Consider the following 20,887-nt stretch of genomic DNA (forward strand, 5'->3'; position numbering starts at 1 on the left):
GGCGGGCGACGATGCGTGCTACATCAGCACGATGTCGTATTGCTCCTGGCTCAGATTCGACTCCACCTGCAACGACACTGGCTTGCCGATGAAGTCGATCAGCATGGCCAGATGCTGCGACTCTTCCTCGAGGAACAGGTCGATGACCTGCTGCGACGCCACCACGCGAAATTCCCGCGGATTGAACTGGCGCGACTCGCGCAGAATCTCGCGCAGCACGTCGTAGCAGACGGTGCGCGGCGTCTTCACCTGACCTTTGCCGAGGCAGGTCGGGCACGGTTCGCACAGCACATGCGCGAGCGATTCGCGCGTGCGCTTGCGCGTCATCTCCACGAGCCCGAGTTGCGAGAAGCCGTTCACGGTCACGCGCGTGCGGTCGCGCGAAAGCGCCTTCTTGAGTTCGCCGAGTACCTGGTCGCGATGCTCGACGTTCTCCATGTCGATGAAGTCGATGATGATCACGCCGCCGAGATTGCGCAGCCGCAACTGGCGCGCAATGGTGTGTGCCGCTTCGAGATTGGTCTTGAAGATCGTGTCGTCGAAGTTGCGCGCGCCCACGTAGCCGCCCGTGTTCACGTCGATGGTGGTCATCGCCTCGGTCTGGTCGATCACGAGGTAACCGCCCGATTTGAGGTCCACGCGGCGCGACAGCGCGCGCTGGATCTCGGCCTCGATGTTGTAGAGGTCGAACAGCGGCCGCTCGCCCGTGTAGTGATGCAGCTTGGGCGAAACGGCCGGCGTGAATTCGGCGGCGAATTCGCTGAGCTTCTGGAAGGTCTCGCGCGAATCGACCTGGATGCGCGAGGTCTCGTCGTTGACGAAATCGCGCAGCACGCGCTGCGCGAGACTCAGGTCCTGATAGAGCAGGCTGGTCGCGGGCAGGCGCTGGCCTTGCGCGAGGATCGTCGCCCAGGTCTTGCGCAGATACGCGACGTCCGCGGCGAGTTCTTCGCTCGTGGCGTCTTCGGCGATCGTGCGCACGATATAGCCGCCTTTTTCGTCGGCGGGCAAGACGGCGGTCAGGCGCGCGCGCACGGCTTCGCGCTCGGCCTCGCTCTCGATCTTCTGCGAGATGCCGATATGCGGCTCCTGCGGCAGATACACGAGCGTGCGGCCCGCGATGCTCACCTGCGTGGAGAGCCGCGCGCCCTTCGTGCCGATCGGATCCTTCACGACCTGCACCATGAGCGTTTGCCCTTCGAACACGGTCTTTTCGATCGGCTGATGGTGGGCGTTCGTATGCGTTTCGCCCGCAATGCGCGGATGCCAGATGTCGGCGACATGCAGGAACGCGGCGCGCTCGAGCCCGATGTCGATGAACGCCGACTGCATGCCGGGCAGCACGCGCACGACCTTGCCGAGATAGACGTTGCCGACGCGGCCGCGCGACAGCGTGCGCTCGACGTGAAGCTCCTGCACGGCGCCCTGCTGGACCAATGCGACGCGTGTCTCCTGCGGCGTGACGTTGATCAGGATTTCTTCGTTCATGGTGTTATTGGAAGTCGATGCCCGCGGCGCGCAGGAGGGCGGCCGTTTCGAATAATGGCAAACCCATGATACCCGAATAGGACCCGTCAATTCGCTCTACGAACTCTGCCGCGCGGCCCTGAATGCCGTACGCGCCGGCCTTGCCCAACGGCTCGCCGCTCGCGACGTAGCGCGCGAGCGCGGCGGGCAGCAGCGGCGCGAAGCGCACGCGCGAACGCGAGAGCGCGACCGGCAGGCACACGCCTTCGGCGTTCACCACGGCCACGGCCGTGAAGACCTCGTGTTCGCGGCCCGCGAGGCGTTCGAGCATCGCGTAGGCGTCGGCGGCGTCGTGCGGTTTGCCGAGAATGTGACCGTCGATGGAGACCGTGGTGTCGGCGGTGAGGATCGGCGCGTGGCGGTGCGCCCCGGCCACGAGGCGTGCGCGCGCGGCGTCGGCCTTCGCGGCGCACACGCGCTCGACGTAGACATCGGCGCGCTCGCCGGGCAGCACGGCTTCGAGCGCTTCGGCGTCTTCGTCGGGGCGCGGCAGCAGCAGTTCGAAGCGCACGCCGAGCTGCTGGAGCAGTTCCTGGCGGCGCGGGCTTTGGGAGGCGAGATAGACGAACGGATAGAGCGCGGAATCAGGCATCGGAGCGTCTTCGGCGAGTTGGGTCGCGAGCGGGTCGCGAGTGGGTCAATCGGGCGCGATCGGCGCGTGGGTTTCGAACCGGACCGATTGTGTCGATCCGGCTCGCGAACAGCGGTGCGTCACTTACGCGGCGCGCGTCCGTCGCTCGCGCCATCGGGGCGCCGGAATGCCGTGCCCCGCACCCGCGACGAAGGCGGCGCGGGCGGAGCGAACGTAGCGACGCGAGCCCGGCGCGGCGAACCGGCTTACACGCGATGATAGGGGTGATTCTGCGTGATGGTCCAGGCGCGGTAAAGCTGCTCGGCGAGCAGCACGCGCACCATCGCATGCGGCAGCGTGAGGGAGGAGAGGCGCAGCAGCGTGTCGGCGCGCGACTTCAGCTCGGGGTCGAGGCCGTCCGCGCCGCCGATCAGGAACGCCACGTCGCGGCCGTCCTGCTGCCACAGCGGCAGTGCCTTCGCGAGCTGCATCGTGGTCCAGTCCTTGCCGCGCTCGTCGAGCGCGACGAGGCGCGCGTTCTTCGGCAGCGCGGCCTCGATGCGCGTGCGCTCGGCGGCCATCACGCTTTCGGCCGAACGGCCCGACGAGCGCTGCTCGGGCTTCACCTCGCGCAACTCGATGCGCAGCTCGGGCGGCATGCGCTTCGTGTATTCCTCGAAGCCCTCGGCGATCCAGTCCGGCATCTTGTGGCCGACGGCGACGATATGCAGTTTCATCGTACGTACGCGATTGCTGGCGGCGCGGCCGCGCTTACTTCGCGCTCTTGCGCGCGGCGGTCTTGCGGGCCGGCTTCTTCACGGCCGGCGCGGCGTCTTCTTCGTCGTCCTCGTCGTCGAGCGGCTCGCTCGGACGCGCGCCCGCGAAGCCCGTGTTGCCCGTGAGCTTCAGACGCACCGGCTTGTCGCCCCAGATTTCCTCGAGGTTGTAGTACTGGCGCAGCGCGGGCTGGAGGATGTGCACGACGGCGTCGCCGCAATCCACGAGCACCCATTCGCCGATGTCCTCGCCTTCCGTGCTGACGATGTCGCCGCCGGCTTCCTTGACGCTTTCACGCACGCTGGAGGCGAGCGCCTTGGTCTGGCGGTTCGAGGTGCCGCTCGCGACGATCACGCGGTCGAACAGTTCGGTCAGATGGCTGGTGTTGAAGACCTTGATGTCCTGTGCCTTGACGTCTTCGAGCGCGTCGACGATGACGCGTTGCAGTTTGCGAATATCCATGGTTACCCGTGATGCGAATAGAGATGATGTTGAAGGATATAGTCCCACACGGCTGCCGGAAGCTTGTCGGCGGCTGTGCCGGAACGTTGCCGCGCGGCCACGCAGGCGGGCAGCGCACGGCGGATTTCGGTGGCTGAAACGTCGAGCGCGAGCGTCTCGTCGATCAGCAAGTGGCCGTGCCGCGTCGTGGCCAGCGTGGCGGGCGGCGCGCGCCGCGCGGCGACTTCGGCGGCCACGGCCGCGGGCAGCGTCGAAACGTCGAAGCCCGGCCGGCTCGCCACGCCCAGATGCGCGAGTTCGAACAGCGCGCGCCATTCGTGCCACGAATCGAGGTGCAGCAGTTGATCCGCGCCCATCAGCAGCGTGAGCGCTGCGCCGCCGTTACTGGCGCTCTTCTCGCGCCAGCGGCGCAAGGTTTCGACCGTGTACGTGGGGCCGTCGTGCTCGATCTCGTCGGCGTCGACCGTCACTTTCACGCCCGGCAGTTCGAGCGAGGCGGCGGCCGCGCGCGTCATCGCCAGCCGATGCTGCGCCGCGGTAACGCCGGGCTTCTGCCACGGCTGGCCGGCGGGCAGCAGGATTAGTTCGTTGAGGTCGAGCGCGCGCGCGAAATGGCGCGCGAGCGCGAGGTGTCCCTCGTGGATCGGATCGAAGGTGCCGCCGAGCAAACCGATGCGGCGCGGCAGGGCGTGAGAGGGCGCGGTGAAGGCGGGCGTCACGGCGTCAGACCCACTCACGCACGGGCAGGAAATCGCGGTAAAGGCGCGCTTCGGGCGTGCCCGGCTGCGGTTGCCAGTCGTAGCGCCAGGTGGCGCCCGGCGGCATCGACATCAGGATCGATTCGGTGCGGCCGCCGCTTTGCAGGCCGAAATGCGTGCCACGGTCCCACACGAGATTGAATTCCACGTAGCGGCCGCGCCGGTACGCCTGGAACTCGCGCTCGGCCTCGCCGTAAGGCATGTCGCGGCGTGTTTCGATGATCGGCAGATAGGCCTTCAGGAAGCCCTCGCCCACGCGCCTGACCATGGCGAAGGCCTCGTCGAAGCCGCCTTCGGCGTAATCGTCGAAGAAAATGCCGCCCACGCCGCGCGCTTCGTTGCGGTGCTTGAGGAAGAAGTACTCGTCGCACCAGCGCTTGAAACGCGGGTAGCGGTCGTCGCCCGAGGGCGCGAGCGCGTCGCGGCAGACGCGGTGGAAATGCTGCGCGTCTGCCTCGAAACCGTAGTAGGGCGTGAGGTCCATGCCGCCGCCGAACCAGAACACGGGCGCTTCGCCGGCCTTGGTCGCGAGCAGCAGACGCACGTTCATGTGCACGGTCGGGCAGTAGGGATTGCGCGGATGCAGCACGAGCGAGACGCCCATTGCCTCGAAGCCGCGCCCGGCGAGTTGCGCGCGCGCGGCCGTGGCCGAAGGCGGCAGGGCGTCGCCTTGCACGTCCGAAAAACCGATGCCGCCGCGTTCGAAGAAACCGCCGTTTTCGAGGATGCGCGTGCAGCCGCCGCCGCGCAGCTTTTCGCCGGGCGCGCGCTGCCAGACGTCGCTGGCGAACGGCGTGCCGTCGAAGGCGCCGAGCGTGTCGGCGATCTGCGTTTGCAGGCCCGCGAGCCATGCGCGCACGGCGGCGCTGTCGGGGGCCGCGTCGCTCGGGTGGCGGGCGGATTCGCTAACGGGAACGCCAGGTCGGTTATCGGTCATCGCTGATTACGGGGCGGCGCGGTTCCGGCTCGGGGGCCGGTTCCGGCGACGCGGTGGGTCACGGGAAAAACGTTGCGGCGCGCTTGTAGCCGACTTGCAGCCGACTTGCGGCGGACTTGCCGCAGACTTGCTGTAGCGTTAGCGGCAGTGTAGCGCCGATCGCCGCGGCGCCCGCCGGTGCGCGGTGCGGCATTCGTCCGGTGCCGGGCGGCGCTGTCGCCCGCGCTTCGCGGCGCTGGCAGGGTATCGATCGTCCAGATGGCCGATCGCCGCGCCGTCATGGCGTGCAACTAACAGCCGGGATCGCCCGCCGCCGCATCGCTGCACGCCGATATGGCGCGCTTCGCGGCCTCACCGGCTCGGGACAACGCACGGGCATGTCGAGGCGCGGTTCGTATCGGCTATTCGCGCACCAGGCAAGATCCGCACGGATTTGCACGATTCGCACGCAATCGAAGCCACCCGGCACAACGGGGCACAATCCGGCGGCGCAACTTTCGCGCCGCCGCCAGCAGCCGGAACATCGCCCCGACTCGCGCCCCAAAAAAACCGCGCGGCGCGCGACCCGGCGTCCACGCCGGACCGACGCGCCGCGCGCGTGCCGCTTACTGCTTGCGCCCAGCGGCGCGATAGCCGATGTCGTGGCGATACTGCATGCCGTCGAACGAAATACGGTTCACGGTTTCGTACGCGACGTTCTGCGCGCTGCGCACGGAATCGGCCAGACCGACCACGCACAGCACGCGGCCGCCCGCGGTCACGAGCTTGCCGTCGACGATCTGCGTGCCCGCGTGGAACGTGACCGAATCGGCCGTTTCCGCCGGGATGTCGCTGATACGGTCGCCCTTGCGCGGCGTTTCCGGGTAGTTGTACGCGGCCAGCACCACGCCCAGCGCCGTGCGGCGGTCCCATTCCAGCTCGACCTGGTTGAGCGTGCCGGCAATGGCGTGCTCGACGACCTTCGAGAAGTCGCCCTTCAGGCGCGCCATGATCGGCTGCGTTTCCGGGTCGCCCATGCGGCAGTTGAATTCGAGCGTCTTCGGGTTGCCCTGCGCGTCGATCATCAGACCGGCGTAGAGGAAGCCCGTATAGCGGATGCCTTCCTTCTCCATGCCCGCTACGGTCGGCAGGATGATCTCGCGCATCACGCGCGCGTGCAGTTGCGGCGTGACGATGGGCGCGGGCGAGTAAGCGCCCATGCCGCCCGTGTTCGGGCCTTGATCGGCGTCCTGCAGGCGCTTGTGGTCCTGGCTCGACGCCAGCGCGAGCACGTGCTTGCCGTCGACCATCACGATGAAGCTGGCTTCCTCGCCCGCGAGGAATTCCTCGATCACGACGCGCGCGCCGGCGTCGCCGAGCTTGTTGTCGGCGAGCATCATGTCGATGGCCTGATGCGCTTCTTCCAGCGACATCGCCACGACCACGCCCTTGCCCGCGGCGAGACCGTCGGCCTTGATGACGATGGGCGCGCCGTTCTGATCGACATAGGCGTGCGCGGCCGTCGCGTCCGAGAAGGTCTCGTAGGCGGCGGTCGGGATGTTGTGGCGCTTCATGAACGCCTTGGCGAAGTCCTTCGAGCTTTCGAGCTGCGCCGCTTCCTTCGAGGGGCCGAACACCTTCAGGCCGCGCTGGCGGAACACGTTGACGATGCCGGCCGCGAGCGGCGCTTCCGGACCGACCACGGTGAGGGCGATCTGTTCGCGCTCGGCGAAGTCGGCCAGCTCGTGGATGTCCGTGATGTCGACGTTGGCGAGCCGCTCGTCCTGCGCGGTGCCGCCGTTACCGGGTGCGACGTAGACGAGCTGAACGCGCTGCGCCTGCGCGAGCTTCCATGCCAGCGCATGTTCGCGGCCGCCAGAACCGACGACGAGTAACTTCATGTGAATCCCCGAAAGACCTGAAACCAGAAACCGTTGCGGCCAGCACGCCGCGCGAGGCGCAAGACGTTCGAGCTGGCCGTGAAAATCGTGCGGACCGAAAGCCGCTCGCCGACGCTTATTCCCCGGCGATCGACGCGTTGGTGTACACGTCCTGGACGTCGTCCAGGTTCTCGAGCGCGTCGAGCAGCTTTTGCATCTTCACGGCGTCGTCGCCCGTGAATTCGACCTCGTTCTGCGGCTTCATCGTGACTTCGGCCATTTCCGCCTTGAAGCCCGCGGCTTCGAGCGCGGCCTTGACCTTCGGGAACTCGAACGGCGGGCAGACCACTTCGATCGAGCCGTCTTCGTTGGTCACGACGTCGTCGGCGCCCGCTTCGAGCGCGGCGTTCATGAGTTCGTCTTCCGGGGTGCCGGGCGCGAACACGAACTGGCCCACGTGATCGAACATGAAGGCGACCGAGCCGTCCGTGCCCATGTTGCCGCCGAACTTCGAGAATGCGTGGCGCACTTCGGCCACGGTGCGGGTGCGGTTGTCCGTCATGGTGTCGACGATCACGGCCGCGCCGCCGATGCCGTAGCCTTCGTAGCGGATTTCCTCGTAGTTCGCGCCGTCCACGCCGCCCACGCCGCGCTGGATCGCGCGGTTGATGTTGTCCTTGGGCATGTTGGCGTCGTACGCCTTGTCGACGGCGAGACGCAGGCGCGGGTTCGTGTCGGCGTCGCCGCCGCCCATGCGCGCCGCGACCTGGATTTCCTTGATGAGCCGCGTCCAGACCTTGCCGCGCTTGGCATCAGCAGCGGCTTTCTTGTGCTTGATGTTGGCCCATTTCGAATGTCCCGCCATACCTTTCTCCGTCGCACGCGCGAGGGCGCATGCAGTAACCAGTGTGCTGTTGTCGATGCGCGTTCGCGCGCTGCTTTCACGCGCTTTCGCCGCGCTTCAAGGCCGCGCGCACGCGCGACGGTTCGCGGGTCTCGCGATTCCGGGAATCGGCGAGGCCGGTGCGACGTGTGCTGCGCGTATGCGATGTGCCTTTGAATGTCCTGCCCGTCCGCGCGAAGCGGGCCGCGGATCGGCGCGGCGCCGTTCGGCTCATGCCGCTTATCTGCCAGTCGCTTGGCCGAGCGCGCCGCGCGGGCGCGCATCGGAACGAAGCGGGCCAAAGCGGACGCCCGTTCAGGAGGATCTGAATTTTATCACGCCGGGACGGTCCGGCTTCGCCTGCCTACGCGATTGGGCGGCGACGAACCGGTTCGGGGCGGGATCGGCGGGGGGAAACGACGAAAAATGGCGCGAGGCGAGGGTGCGAGCGCGCCGCGAAAAGCACGCGAAAGGCACGCGGAAGGCCCGTGAGGCGGGCGGGCGCCGGAATCGCGCCGCCGCGGCCCGGCACCCGGCCGAGGCGGCGGCGCACCGGCGCGGCACGCTCAGTTCTTGGTGCCGAACAGACGGTCGCCGGCGTCGCCGAGGCCCGGGATGATGTACGCGTGCTCGTTCAGGTGCGAGTCGAGCGAGGCGACGTAGAGCTTCACGTCCGGGTGCGCCTTCTGGAACACCTCGACGCCTTCGGGCGCGGCCACGAGCGCGAGGAACAGAATGCGCTCGCCGGGCACGCCGCGGCGCTTGAGCACGTCGATGGCGTGCGCCGCCGAGTAGCCGGTGGCGACCATCGGATCGCAGAGAATGAAGGTGCGGTCTTCGAGATCGGGCAGGCGCACGAGATATTCGACCGGGCGATGGTCGTCCGCGCGATACACGCCGATATGGCCCACGCGCGCCGACGGCACCAGTTCGAGCAGGCCGTCCGACATGCCGATGCCGGCGCGCAGCACGGGCACGATCGCGAGCTTCTTGCCCGCGATCACGGGCGCTTCGATCTCGACGAGCGGCGTCTGCACGCGGCGCGTGGCCATCGGCAGATCGCGGGTGATTTCATAGCCCATCAGCAGCGTGATTTCGCGCAGCAGCTCGCGGAACGTGCGCGTGGACGTGTCGCGGTCGCGCATGTGGCTGAGCTTGTGCTGGATCAGCGGGTGATCGAGGATGAAAAGATTCGGGAAACGGCTGTCCTGTTTCATGGCGGGGCGCACGAGGCTGCAAGGAATTCGGGGTGTCGGTGGTGCCGCGGGCCGCGTGATCCGGAGCGAGGCGGTAGGCCCGCCCGGCCGCGCGGTGACGGCGGGCGCGGCCCGCCGCGCGCGGCACAAAGACTGGAAGGCTTGACTCGCGGGAGCGCCGGGCCGCGCTACATCCGCAAGTATACCGGTAAGTGCGGGGCTGACTGGGTGCCGCGTTTGAGAACCTGCCGGGCGCCGGGCTCGCGATCCTGCCGCCGTCCGCCCGCGGTCCGCCACGCAGTGCGCCACGCAGTGCGCGCGATTCTTCTAGAATCGCAAAACACTCCCCGGCGATCGGCGGCGCGCGGCGCCCGCATCGCCCCACGAAGGTCACGCACGTAAAGGACACACACGATGGACATGGGCATCGCAGGACGCTCCGCGCTGGTATGCGCGGCCAGCAAGGGACTCGGGCGCGGCTGCGCCGAGGCGCTCGCCGCCGAGGGCGTCAACGTGACGATCGTCGCGCGCACCGCGCAGACGCTCGAGGAAACTGCCGAGGCGATCCGCCAGAGCACGGGCGTCGCGGTCCAGGCCGTGGCCTGCGACATCACCACGGAAGCGGGCCGCGCGGCCGCGCTCGCCGCGTGCCCCGCGCCCGACATTCTCGTCAACAACGCGGGCGGGCCGCCGCCGGGCGACTTCCGCAGCTACACGCACGAAGCGTGGATCGCCGCGCTCGAAGCCAACATGCTCACGCCGATCGCGCTGATCCAGGCGACCATCGAGGCGATGTCGGCGCGCGGCTTCGGCCGTATCGTCAACATCACGAGTTCCTCGGTGAAGGCGCCCATCGACGTGCTCGGTCTGTCGAACGGCGCGCGCTCGGGGCTCACGGGCTTCGTGGCGGGCGTGGCGCGCCAGGTGGCGTCCACCGGCGTGACGATCAACAACCTGCTGCCGGGCTCGTTCGACACCGACCGCATTCGCGCGACCATGGTGGCGCAGGCCAAGGCCTCCAACCTGTCCCAGGACGACGTGCGCGCGCGCCGTCTCAAGTCGATCCCGGCCGGCCGCCTCGGCACGCCCGACGAATTCGGCCGCGCCTGCGCGTTCCTGTGCAGCGTGCACGCCGGCTATATCACCGGGCAGAACTGGCTGATCGATGGCGGCGCGTTCCCCGGCACGTTCTGAACACCGCAGCACCGACACGCAGCACTCATCGCCTACACAAGGAAGGAGACCCACGTCATGTCCACCCGCGTCGCACTGATCGCGCACGATCACAAGAAAGACGACATCGTCAAGCTGGCCGGCGAGTACGTCGACACGCTGCGCCAATGCGAACTCATCGCGACCGGCACGACCGGCTCGCGCATCGAGGCCGCGCACGGCCTGAGCGTCGAGCGCATGCTCTCGGGCCCGCACGGCGGCGACCTGCAGATCGGCGCGCGTCTCGCCGAAGGCAATCTCGACGTGGTGATCTTCCTGCGCGACCCCATGACGCCGCAGCCGCACGAACCCGACATCAACGCGCTCGTGCGCGCGTGCGACGTGCACGACATTCCCTGCGCGACCAACATCTCCACGGCGCGCATGATTCTCGACGTGCTCACGCTGCGCATGAAGAGCGTGATCTGAGCCGCCGGGGCATCGATCGACACACTGTGAATTGAACCATCGCCAACCCGCATTGCGAAGCAAGGAGACATGATGACGAAGGCAATCCGATACGACCAGACCGGCGGTCCCGAGGTGATGAAGTGGGTGGACGTCGAAGTGGGCGCGCCCGGCGAGGGCGAGGTGCGCGTGCGCCAGACCGCCTGCGGCCTCAATTACATCGACGTGTATTTCCGCACCGGGCTGTATCCGCAGTCGCTGCCGGCCGGGCTCGGCATGGAGGCGGCGGGCGAGGTGACGGCCGTGGGCGCGGGCGTGACCTCGCTCAAGGCGGGCGATCGCGTGGCGTATGTCGCGCGGCCGCCGGGCGCCTATGCGCAGGAGCGCGTGCTGCGCGCCGACCAGCTCATCAAGCTGCCCGACACGATCAGCGACGAAGACGCCGCCTCGCTCATGCTGCAAGGCCTGACCGCGCAATACCTGCTGCGCCGCACGTACCGCGTGCAGCCCGGCGACACGATCCTGATCCAGGCGGCGGCGGGCGGCGTGGGCCTGCTCGTGTGCCAGTGGGCGAAGGCGCTGGGCGCAACGGTGATCGGCACGGTCGGCTCCGACGAGAAAGCGGAAATCGCCCGGGCGCACGGCTGCGATCACCCGATCAACTACAACCGCGAGGACTTCACGGCGCGCGTGCGCGAGATCACGCACGGCGCGGGCGTGCCCGTGGTGTACGACTCGATCGGCAAGGACACCTTCACGAAGTCGCTCGACTGCCTCGCGCCGCTCGGCATGTTCGTGAGCTTCGGCAATGCGTCGGGGCCGTTGCCGCCGGTCGATTCCTCGGAGTTCGCGGGGCGCGGCTCGCTGTTCTTCACGCGGCCCACGCTGTTCACCTACATCGCGAAGCGCGCCGCTTACGAGGAGAACGCCGCCGAGCTGTTCGAGATGGTGGCGTCGGGCAAGGTGAAGACGTCGATCAACCAGCGCTATGCGTTGCAGGACGTCGGCCAGGCGCACGCCGACCTCGAAGCGCGCAAGACCACGGGGTCGACGATTCTGTTGCCGTAACGCGCGGTATCGAAACGGTCATTGCGGTTTCCGAAGGCATGCAACGTTCAGGCGTTGCGTGCCTTTTTTCATGGGCGCTCGATTCGCGCCTGATTCGTGCTTGATTCGTACTTGACTCGTCGTTTACGCGATTTTTACACCCGCCCCGAAACCTTTAACCCGGAATTAACGCGATAACCCTTACCTTGCAGCCATCCGTCCGTGAATGGAGAAAACGACAATGGATGTGCTGTATATCGGGGGCCTGGCGGTGTTCGCGGCGCTCACTTACGCATTGGTTGCGGGCTGCGCGAAGCTGATGCAGTTCCGCCGCGGCGATCGGGGAGCGCGCTCATGAGCTGGATTCTGTGGTTGGCGGGCGCGGCAACGGCGTTGCTGTTCGTCTATCTCGTCCATGCGCTGCTGCGCGCGGAGGACATCGAATGAACGCCAATACCTTGCTTCAGTCGGGCGTGTTTCTCGTCGTCCTGCTCGCGCTCGCGGTGCCTGTCTCGGGTTATATCGCGCGCGTATTCGACGGACGTTCGCGCGTCGTGCGCCTGTTCGCGCCGCTCGAAAACGCGCTGTATCGCCTGGCCGGCGTCGATCCGCAAGCCGAAATGGACTGGAAGCGCTACGCCTTCGCCACGCTTTCGTTCAACGTGCTCGGCGTGGGCTTTCTCTACGTGCTGCTGCGCGTGCAGGGCTGGCTGCCCGGCAATCCGCAACAATTCAGCGCGATGACCTCGGACGGCGCGTTCAACACCGCCGTGAGCTTCGTCACCAACACGAACTGGCAGGACTACTCGCCCGAACAAACGCTGAGCTATCTCGCGCAGATGCTCGGCCTCACGGTGCAGAACTTCCTTTCGGCGGCCACCGGCATCGTCGTGGTGATGGCGCTGATTCGCGGCTTCGCGCGGCACTCGGCGCAAACCATCGGCAACTTCTGGGTCGATCTCACGCGCACCACGCTCTACATCCTCGTGCCGATGTCGGCGGTGGTCGCGGCGTTGCTCATGAGCCAGGGCGTGATCCAGAACTTCAAGTCCTACGAGGACGTGCCGGTGCTGCAAACCACCACCTACGCGGCGCCCAAACTCGACGCGCAAGGCAACGCGGTGAAAGACGCGCAGGGCAACGCCGTGACCGTCGACACGAAAGTGACGTCGCAAACGCTCGCGATGGGCCCGGTCGCCTCGCAGGAAGCGATCAAGATGCTCGGCACCAACGGCGGCGGCTTCTTCAACGCGAACTCCGCGCATCCCTACGAAAACCCCACGCCGTTCGCGAACACGCTGGAAATGTTGGCGATCCTGATCATTCCGGCGGCGTTGTGTCTCGTGTTCGGCAGCGTGGTGGGCGACCGGCGGCAAGGCATTGCCGTGCTCGCGGTCATGACGATCGCGTTCGTGGTGGCCGTGGGCTGCGAATTGCAGGCGGAGCAGGCGGGCAATCCGCTCTACGCGTCGCTCAACGTCGATCAGCAGGCGAGCGCGTGGCAGGCCGGCGGCAACATGGAAGGCAAGGAAACGCGCTTCGGCATTGCGCAAACGGGTCTCTTCGTCGTCACCACCACGGCGGCCTCGTGCGGCGCCGTCAACGCGATGCACGACTCGCTCACGCCGCTCGGCGGCCTCGTGCCGATGCTCTTCATCCAGCTCGGCGAAGTGATCTTCGGCGGCGTGGGCTCGGGGCTCTACGGCATGCTCGTGTTCGCACTGCTCGCGGTGTTCGTGGCGGGGCTCATGATCGGCCGCACGCCCGAATACGTGGGCAAGAAGATCGAGGCGTTCGAGATGAAGATGGTGTCGATCGTCGTGCTGCTCACGCCGCTGCTCGTGCTCGTGGGCACGTCCATCGCCGTGCTCGCCGACGCGGGCAAGGCGGGCATCGCCAACCCCGGCGCGCACGGCTTCTCCGAAATCCTCTACGCGTTCAGTTCGGCCGCCAACAACAACGGCAGCGCCTTCGCGGGCCTCACGGTAAGCACGCCGTTCTACAACTGGCTGCTCGGCATCGCCATGTGGTTCGGCCGCTTCGGCACCATCGTGCCGGTGCTCGCCATCGCCGGTTCGCTCGCCGCGAAGAAGCGCATCGCGGTCACGGGCGGCACGCTGCCCACGCACGGGCCGCTCTTCGTCGTGCTGCTGCTCGGCACGGTGCTGCTCGTTGGCGCGCTCACCTACGTGCCCGCGCTCGCGCTCGGGCCCGGCGTCGAGCATCTCATCATGATGGGCGTGCACTGAACGGGGAACCTCGCAACATGAGCAACATGAGCGAAACGAAAATGAATCAGCAGCATAGTGCAACGCGTTCGATGTTCGACCCGTCGCTGGTGCGTCCGGCCGTCGTCGACGCGTTCAGGAAACTCAACCCGCGCACGCAGTTGCGCAACCCGGTGATGTTCTGCGTCTACGTGGGCAGCGTGCTCACGACGATCCTCTGGATCGCCGCGCTCGCGGGTCAGGCCGAGGCGCCTTCGGGCTTCATTCTCGCGGTCACGCTGTGGCTGTGGTTCACGGTGCTGTTCGCGAACTTCGCCGAAGCGCTCGCGGAAGGGCGCTCGAAGGCGCAGGCGGCCTCGCTGCGCCAGGCGAAGAAAGACGTGATGGCGAAGAAGCTCAACGAGCCGCATCCGAAGGCGCCGATCCGCATCATGACGGCCTCCGACCTGCGGCGCGGCGACGTGGTGCTGGTCGAAACCGGCGACACGATTCCCGCCGACGGCGAAGTGGTCGAGGGCGTGGCCTCGGTGGACGAATCGGCCATCACGGGCGAATCCGCGCCGGTGATCCGCGAGTCAGGCGGCGACTTTTCTTCGGTGACGGGCGGCACGCGCGTGCTCTCCGACTGGATCGTCGTGAAGGTCACGGCGAATCCCGGCGAAGCGTTCCTCGACCGCATGATCGCGATGGTCGAAGGCGCGAAGCGCCAGAAAACGCCGAACGAAATCGCGCTGACGATCCTGCTCGTGGCGCTCACGATCGTGCTGCTGCTCGCCACGGCCACGCTGCTGCCGTTCTCGATGTTTTCCGTCGAGGCCGCGAAGATGGGGCACGTGGTCACGATCACGGCGCTCACGGCGCTGCTCGTCTGCCTGATTCCGACCACCATCGGCGGGCTGCTTTCCGCCATCGGCGTGGCGGGCATGAGCCGCATGATGCAGGCCAACGTGATCGCCACCTCGGGCCGTGCCGTGGAAGCGGCCGGCGACGTGGACGTGCTGCTGCTCGACAAGACCGGCACGATCACGCTCGGCAACCGCCAGGCGTCGCAGTTCGTGGCCGCGCCGGGCTTGACGGAGGAAGCGCTCGCGGACGCCGCGCAACTCTCGTCGCTCGCCGACGAAACGCCCGAAGGCCGCAGCATCGTCGTGCTGGCGAAGCAGCGCTTCAATATTCGCCAGCGCGACATGCACGCGTTGCAGGCGACCTTCCTCGCGTTCAGCGCGCAAACGCGCATGAGCGGCGTCGATCTCGCCGGCCGCGAGATCCGCAAGGGCGCCGCCGACGCCGTGAAAAACTACGTCGAAGCCAACGGCGGCCGTTTCCCGGGCGAAGTCGATCACGCCGTGGATGACGTGGCGCGGCGCGGCAGCACGCCGCTCGTGGTCGCCGAAAAGCAGGGCGGCGCGGCGCGCGTGCTGGGCGTGATCGAACTGAAGGACGTGGTGAAGGGCGGCATCAAGGAGCGCTTCGCCGAGTTGCGCAAGATGGGCATCAAGACCGTGATGGTGACGGGCGACAACCGCCTGACCGCCGCCGCGATTGCCGCCGAGGCGGGCGTGGACGACTTCCTCGCGCAAGCCACGCCCGAAACCAAGCTCGCGACCATTCGCGAACATCAGGCGCAAGGCAAGCTCGTGGCGATGACCGGCGACGGCACCAACGACGCGCCCGCGCTCGCGCAGGCCGACGTGGCCGTGGCGATGAACACGGGCACCCAGGCCGCGAAGGAAGCGGGCAACATGGTCGATCTCGACTCGAACCCGACCAAGCTCATCGAGATCGTCGAGATCGGCAAGCAGATGCTGATGACGCGCGGCTCGCTCACCACGTTCTCGATCGCCAACGACCTGGCCAAGTACTTCGCCATCATTCCGGCCGCGTTCGCCACCACGTATCCGCAATTGAACGCGCTCAACGTGATGCATCTCGCCACGCCAGCCTCGGCGATTCTCTCGGCGGTGATCTTCAACGCGCTCATCATCGTGTTGCTGATTCCGCTCGCGCTCAAGGGCGTGAAATACCGGCCGCTCGGCGCGGCGATCCTGTTGCGCCGCAATCTGCTGATCTACGGCCTCGGCGGCATTGTCGTGCCGTTCGTGGGCATCAAGCTGATCGACGTGGTGCTCGCCGCGTTCGGCTGGGTGTAAGACGTCCACGCAAAATAAGGAAACCGAAATGAAATCGCAGATTCGTCCCTTGCTCGTGATCTTCGCCGTGCTCACGGTCGTCACGGGGCTCGTGTATCCGGGCGTGATGACCGCGTTCGGCCAGGCCGTGTTCCATCGCCAGGCCAACGGCAGCCTCGTGGTGGCGGACGGCAAGGTCGTGGGCAGCGCGCTGATCGGTCAGCAGTTCGACGCGCCGCAGTACTTCTGGGGCCGCCTCTCGGCCACCTCGCCGATGCCGTACAACGCGCAGGGCTCGTCGGGTTCGAACTTCGGCCCGACCAATCCCGCGCTCGCCGACGAGGCGAAAGGCCGTATCGCCGCGCTCAAGGCCGCGGGCACCGACGTCTCGCAGCCCGTTCCCGCCGACCTCGTGACTTCCTCGGGCAGCGGTCTCGATCCCGAGATTTCGCCGGCCGCCGCCGCGTATCAGGTCGCGCGCGTCGCGCAGGCGCGCCATCTGCACGCGAACGACGTGCAGGCGCTCGTCGACCGTTATACGAAGGGGCGCCAGTTCGGCATCCTCGGCGAGCCGCGCGTGAACGTGCTCGAACTCAATCTCGCGCTCGACGGCAAAACCGCGAGTTGAGCGTGACCTGTCGCTCGCGCGCCGCGCTCGCAACCGGCGCGCGGCGCGCAACCTCGTTTGCCAAATACGCGCCACGGTGAGACGATCGCTCGTGGCGCGCTGTCATTCGCGCAACCCCATCGAATCCGCATGAATCGCCCCGATCCCGACGAACTGCTCGATCGCCTGCAACGCGACGAAGAAAAACGCCGCCGCGGCAAGCTGAAGATTTTCTTCGGCGCGTCGGCGGGCGTCGGCAAGACCTATGCGATGTTGCAGGCCGCGCGCCGGCTCGCCGACGAAGGCGTCGACGTCGCGGTGGGTATCGTCGAAACTCACGGCCGCAGCGAAACCGCCGCGCTCACACAAGGGCTCGACGTGCTGCCGCGCCAGCGCATTGCGTATCGCGGGCGCACGCTCGACGAATTCGATCTCGACGCCGCGCTCGCGCGCAAGCCGCAGTTGATGCTCGTCGACGAACTCGCGCACTCGAATCTCGCGGGCGCGCGCCATTTGAAGCGCTGGCAGGACGTGGTCGAACTGCTCGACGCGGGTATCGACGTGTACACGACCGTCAACGTGCAGCACCTCGAAAGCCTCAACGACGTGGTCGGTCAGATCACCGGCATCCGCGTGATGGAGACCGTGCCCGACCGCGTGTTCGATCGCGCCGACGAAGTCACGCTCGTCGATCTCCCCGCCGAAGAACTGCTCGAACGCATGCGCGACGGCAAAGTGTATCTGCCCGCGCAGGCCGAGCGGGCGGTGCGCAACTTCTTTCGCAAGGGCAACCTGATCGCGCTGCGCGAACTCGCGCTGCGGCGCACGGCCGACCGCGTGGATGCGCAGATGCGCGAGTATCGCGCCGACCGCTCCATCCAGCGCGTGTGGCAGGCGCGCGAGCGGCTGCTCGTCTGCGTGGGGCCGGGCGCGGAGGCGAACGCCCTGGTGCGCGCGGCCGCGCGTCTCGCGGCGAGCCTGCGCGCCGACTGGATCGCCGTGTATGTGGAAACGCCCCGGCTCCAGCGCCTGCCCGACGCGCTGCGCGAGCGTCCGCTCGGCGCGCTCAAGCTCGCGGCGGAACTGGGCGCGGAAACGGTCACGCTCGCGGGCGAGGACGCCGCCGCCACGCTGGTCGGCTACGCGCGGCTGCGCAATGTCCCGAAGCTCGTGGCGGGCGGCTCGTTGCGCACAGGAGTCTCGCGTTGGCTCAAGCGGCCGTTCGGCGAACGGCTCGCGGAACAGGCGGGCGACGTCGACCTCACGCTCGTGCGCGCGAACGAAAACACGGGCGGCGCGGCGGCTGAGCGCAGCGCGGCGCCCGCCGCCGCGCGCGCCGCCAATGCCTGGCGCGATGCGCTGGCGGCGGGCGGTCCGGCGCGTTCGCCCGCGCGCGCCTACGCGGCGGCGCTCGTGATCTGCGCGTGCGTGACGCTGGTCGCAAGCCAGTTGATCGACCACATCGACCTCACGAATCTCGTCATGCTGTACCTGCTCGGCGTGATCTTCGCGGCGGCGAAACTCGGCCGCGGTCCCGGCGTGATGCTGTCGTTCGCGAGCGTGGCCGCGTTCGACTTTTTCTTCGTGCCGCCGCGCATGTCGCTCTCGGTCACGGACACGCAATATCTGCTGACCTTCGTCGGCATGCTGCTCACGTCGCTCGTCATCAGCCATCTCACCTCGAGCCTGCGCCGCGAAGCGAGCGTCGCGCAACGCCGCGAACAACGCACCGGCGCGATGTACGCGATGGCGCGCGAACTGGCCGCCGCGCTCACCACGGAGCAGATCGTCGCGATCGGCGGCCGGCACGTGAGCGAAGTGTTCGGCGCGCGCGTGGCGCTGCTGTTGCCCGACAGCGCCGACAAGGTCCAGCAGAAGGTGGAGGAACCCGATCCGCAGATCATGCTCGACGCCGCGCATCTCGACATCGACGTGGGGCAGTGGGTCTACGACCAGCAGAAACCGGCGGGACGCGGCACCGACACCTTGCCCGCCGCCGCCGCGCGCTACCTCCCGCTCAAGGCGCCCATGCGCACGCGCGGCGTGCTCGCCGTGATGCCGCGCGAGGCGCAGGAACGGGGCGAGCTGCAGGTGCCCGAGCAGCAGCGCATGCTCGACGCGTTCGCCGCGCAGATCGCGCTCGCGCTCGAACGCGTGCATTACGTCGATATCGCGCGCGACGCGCTCGTCAACATGGAGTCGGAGCGCCTGCGCAACTCGCTGCTCTCGGCGATCTCGCACGACTTGCGCACGCCGCTCACGGCGATCGTCGGGTTTTCGTCGATGCTCGCGCAAACCCACGAACCGGCCGAGGCGCGCGACCCGCGCGAAGGCGAGCTGATCGAGGCGATCCACGACGAGGCGCTGCGCATGACCGGCATCGTCACGAATCTGCTCGACATGGCGCGCCTGCAGGCGGGCAGTCTCAAGCTCAATCGCCACTGGACGCTGCTGGAGGAAACCGTGGGCGCGGCGCTCGCCGCGTGCCGCCGCGTGCTCGCGCAACACCCCGTGCGCGTGCAGCTCGAAGCGGGCTTGCCGCTCCTGCAGCTCGACGCCGTGCTGATGGAGCGCCTGTTCGCCAATCTGCTCGAAAACGCGGCCAAGTACACGCCGCCCGCCACGCCGCTCACGATCGCCGCGCGTGGCGTCGAAGAGGGCGGTGCGCCGTTCGTGCGCGTTTCCATCGACGACGAAGGACCGGGCCTGCCGCCCGCCATGGGCGAGCGCGTGTTCGAGAAGTTCACGCGCGGCGAGAAGGAGTCGGCGAAGCCGGGCATCGGGCTTGGGCTCGCGATCTGCCGGGCGATCGTGGAGGCGCACGGCGGTACAATCGGCGCGGCCAATCGGCTGAATGCCGAGGGCCGCGTGGCAGGCGCGTCGTTCTGGTTCATGCTGCCCGTGGAAGCGCCGCCGCCGCTGCCGGCGGATATCGCCGATGTCGATGTCGATGCGCCCGCGCCTTCGCCCGAAGCCAGCGTTCCCGCCGATCAACCCGCCGCCCCCAAACCGACTCATGAGTGATCCGAGCGTCTGCGTCGTCCTGATCGAAGACGAAAAACAGATCCGCCGATTCGTGCGCGCCTCGCTCGAAGGCGAAGGCATGGTGGTCCACGACGCCGAAACGGGCAAGCAGGGGCTGGTGGAAGCGGCCACGCGCAAGCCGGACCTCGTGATCGTCGATCTGGGCCTGCCCGACACCGACGGTCTCGACGTGATCCGCGAACTGCGCGGCTGGAGCGATCTGCCCGTGATCGTGCTCTCGGCGCGCACCCAGGAAACCGAGAAGGTGGCCGCGCTCGACGCCGGCGCCGACGATTACCTCACCAAGCCGTTTGGCGTGTCCGAATTGCTCGCGCGGATTCGCGCGCAGCTGCGGCGGCGCAATCGCAGCAGCGCGAACGAGGCGCCGCAAGTGAACTTCGGCGCCGTGAATGTCGATCTGGGCCTGCGCCAGGTCACCCGCGACGGCGCGCCCGTCCATCTCACGCCCATCGAATACCGCCTGCTCGCGACGCTCGTGCGCGACGCGGGACGCGTGCTCACGCATCGCCAGTTGCTGCGCGAGGTGTGGGGGCCGTCGCACGTGGAGAGCAGCCATTATTTGCGCATCTACATGGCGCATCTGCGGCAGAAACTCGAACGCGATCCGGCGCAGCCCGAGCACATCGTCACCGAAACGGGCGTGGGTTATCGGCTCGTGGGCGTGCAGTAAGGGTCCGATCGCGCACCGCCGTGGTGCGTGGTTGGCGACACCGATGCGAGGGTAGTGCTATACTTACGAACTGTAAGGACGACCTTGCACCTCATCTTTCACGTCGGGGACGGCCCCATTTTTAGAATGGAGCGTCTCTCATGTCCTGGTTTCTCCTCTTGATCGCCGGCCTGCTCGAAGTGGCATGGGCCGCGGGTCTCAAATACTCCGAAGGCTTCACGCGGCTCTGGCCGTCTGTGTTCACGCTCGTCACGGCGCTCGGCAGTTTCGTGCTGCTCGCCATGGCCATGCGCCAGTTGCCGCTGGGCACCGCTTATGCGGTGTGGACCGGCATAGGCGCCGTGGGCGCGTTCGTGTTCGGGATCGTCATGATGGGCGAAGCCGCGAGCGCGGCGCGTATCGCCAGTGCCGCGTTGATCGTGCTCGGGCTCATCGGCCTGAAGCTGAGTTCCGCGGTCTGAGTGCGTCGAAGTGGGCGGTTTCACCGCGTACGCGTGCCGTATGGCCTCCGGCGTGTGGCGCGCGTGCGCAACAGTGCCGCGGCGCAGCAGCGAGCGTGGCTATAATGAGA

General features: G+C 67.6%; 20 protein-coding genes. 11 read left to right on the forward strand and 9 right to left on the reverse strand.

The window, feature by feature from the left end:
- Positions 1 to 18 precede the first annotated feature (18 nt).
- The 9 genes from rng to upp form a co-directional block, all read right to left on the reverse strand.
- Complete coding sequence (gene rng, locus FAZ98_RS04125; protein WP_158949048.1) at positions 19 to 1,488, reverse strand: ribonuclease G; 1,470 nt, start codon at positions 1,486 to 1,488, stop codon at positions 19 to 21.
- 4 nt (positions 1,489 to 1,492) lie between these two features.
- Entirely contained in the window at positions 1,493 to 2,119 is a 627-nt protein-coding gene (locus FAZ98_RS04130) for a Maf family protein (RefSeq protein WP_158949050.1), read from the reverse strand.
- A gap of 245 nt (positions 2,120 to 2,364) precedes the next feature.
- Positions 2,365 to 2,835 (reverse strand): 23S rRNA (pseudouridine(1915)-N(3))-methyltransferase RlmH, encoded by a 471-nt coding sequence (gene rlmH, locus FAZ98_RS04135; protein WP_158949052.1) that lies wholly within the window; start codon positions 2,833 to 2,835, stop codon positions 2,365 to 2,367.
- 34 nt (positions 2,836 to 2,869) lie between these two features.
- Positions 2,870 to 3,337 (reverse strand): ribosome silencing factor, encoded by a 468-nt coding sequence (gene rsfS, locus FAZ98_RS04140; RefSeq protein WP_158949054.1) that lies wholly within the window; start codon positions 3,335 to 3,337, stop codon positions 2,870 to 2,872.
- A 2-nt stretch (positions 3,338 to 3,339) separates the two neighbouring features.
- Positions 3,340 to 4,074 carry a nicotinate-nucleotide adenylyltransferase gene (locus FAZ98_RS04145; RefSeq protein WP_158949056.1) on the reverse strand — a complete coding sequence of 245 codons (735 nt, stop codon included), beginning with the start codon at positions 4,072 to 4,074 and terminating at the stop codon, positions 3,340 to 3,342.
- Positions 4,061 to 5,032 (reverse strand): oxygen-dependent coproporphyrinogen oxidase, encoded by a 972-nt coding sequence (gene hemF, locus FAZ98_RS04150; RefSeq protein ID WP_158949058.1) that lies wholly within the window; start codon positions 5,030 to 5,032, stop codon positions 4,061 to 4,063. Before hemF ends, FAZ98_RS04145 begins: the two co-directional genes overlap by 14 nt.
- Positions 5,033 to 5,637: 605 nt before the next feature.
- A complete protein-coding gene (gene purD / locus FAZ98_RS04155; RefSeq protein ID WP_158949060.1) occupies positions 5,638 to 6,912 on the reverse strand; it encodes a phosphoribosylamine--glycine ligase in 1,275 nt (424 codons plus the stop codon).
- 115 nt (positions 6,913 to 7,027) lie between these two features.
- Positions 7,028 to 7,756 (reverse strand): YebC/PmpR family DNA-binding transcriptional regulator, encoded by a 729-nt coding sequence (locus tag FAZ98_RS04160; RefSeq protein WP_158949063.1) that lies wholly within the window; start codon positions 7,754 to 7,756, stop codon positions 7,028 to 7,030.
- Between the two features lie 584 nt (positions 7,757 to 8,340).
- The gene (upp, locus tag FAZ98_RS04165) at positions 8,341 to 8,991 is read right to left on the reverse strand and encodes a uracil phosphoribosyltransferase (protein ID WP_158949065.1); all 651 of its coding nucleotides are present in this window, start codon (positions 8,989 to 8,991) and stop codon (positions 8,341 to 8,343) included.
- A 393-nt stretch (positions 8,992 to 9,384) separates the two neighbouring features.
- Here upp and FAZ98_RS04170 point away from each other — a divergent pair, with 393 nt between their 5' ends.
- The 11 genes from FAZ98_RS04170 (at position 9,385) to sugE (ending at position 20,777) form a co-directional block, all read left to right on the forward strand.
- Entirely contained in the window at positions 9,385 to 10,164 is a 780-nt protein-coding gene (locus FAZ98_RS04170) for an SDR family oxidoreductase (protein ID WP_158949067.1), read from the forward strand.
- Positions 10,165 to 10,221: 57 nt separating this feature from the next.
- Positions 10,222 to 10,611, forward strand: a complete 390-nt coding sequence (locus FAZ98_RS04175; protein WP_158949069.1) for a methylglyoxal synthase — start codon at positions 10,222 to 10,224, stop codon at positions 10,609 to 10,611.
- A gap of 72 nt (positions 10,612 to 10,683) precedes the next feature.
- Positions 10,684 to 11,658 carry a quinone oxidoreductase family protein gene (locus FAZ98_RS04180; RefSeq protein ID WP_158951861.1) on the forward strand — a complete coding sequence of 325 codons (975 nt, stop codon included), beginning with the start codon at positions 10,684 to 10,686 and terminating at the stop codon, positions 11,656 to 11,658.
- A 220-nt stretch (positions 11,659 to 11,878) separates the two neighbouring features.
- Entirely contained in the window at positions 11,879 to 11,995 is a 117-nt protein-coding gene (locus tag FAZ98_RS04185; protein WP_158949071.1) for a potassium ABC transporter ATPase, read from the forward strand.
- Positions 11,992 to 12,084 carry a potassium-transporting ATPase subunit F gene (locus tag FAZ98_RS04190; RefSeq protein WP_158949073.1) on the forward strand — a complete coding sequence of 31 codons (93 nt, stop codon included), beginning with the start codon at positions 11,992 to 11,994 and terminating at the stop codon, positions 12,082 to 12,084. Before FAZ98_RS04185 ends, FAZ98_RS04190 begins: the two co-directional genes overlap by 4 nt.
- Positions 12,081 to 13,886 (forward strand): potassium-transporting ATPase subunit KdpA, encoded by a 1,806-nt coding sequence (gene kdpA, locus FAZ98_RS04195; protein ID WP_158949076.1) that lies wholly within the window; start codon positions 12,081 to 12,083, stop codon positions 13,884 to 13,886. The genes FAZ98_RS04190 and kdpA overlap by 4 nt, the downstream gene beginning before the upstream one ends.
- A 26-nt stretch (positions 13,887 to 13,912) precedes the next feature.
- Entirely contained in the window at positions 13,913 to 16,015 is a 2,103-nt protein-coding gene (gene kdpB, locus FAZ98_RS04200; protein ID WP_407672034.1) for a potassium-transporting ATPase subunit KdpB, read from the forward strand.
- A gap of 28 nt (positions 16,016 to 16,043) precedes the next feature.
- Positions 16,044 to 16,622 carry a potassium-transporting ATPase subunit KdpC gene (kdpC, locus tag FAZ98_RS04205; protein WP_158949078.1) on the forward strand — a complete coding sequence of 193 codons (579 nt, stop codon included), beginning with the start codon at positions 16,044 to 16,046 and terminating at the stop codon, positions 16,620 to 16,622.
- 129 nt (positions 16,623 to 16,751) lie between these two features.
- Positions 16,752 to 19,625 carry a sensor histidine kinase gene (locus tag FAZ98_RS04210; RefSeq protein ID WP_158949080.1) on the forward strand — a complete coding sequence of 958 codons (2,874 nt, stop codon included), beginning with the start codon at positions 16,752 to 16,754 and terminating at the stop codon, positions 19,623 to 19,625.
- Positions 19,618 to 20,316: a two-component system response regulator KdpE gene (kdpE, locus tag FAZ98_RS04215; protein ID WP_158949082.1), complete on the forward strand. Its 699-nt coding sequence runs from the start codon at positions 19,618 to 19,620 to the stop codon at positions 20,314 to 20,316. The genes FAZ98_RS04210 and kdpE overlap by 8 nt, the downstream gene beginning before the upstream one ends.
- Positions 20,317 to 20,456: 140 nt before the next feature.
- Positions 20,457 to 20,777, forward strand: coding sequence for a quaternary ammonium compound efflux SMR transporter SugE (sugE, locus tag FAZ98_RS04220; RefSeq protein ID WP_158949084.1), 321 nt, complete (start codon positions 20,457 to 20,459; stop codon positions 20,775 to 20,777).
- The last annotated feature ends 110 nt before the right edge of the window (positions 20,778 to 20,887 follow it).

The sequence above is a fragment of the Paraburkholderia acidisoli genome (genome assembly GCF_009789675.1).
Classification (GTDB): Bacteria; Pseudomonadota; Gammaproteobacteria; order Burkholderiales; family Burkholderiaceae; genus Paraburkholderia; species Paraburkholderia acidisoli.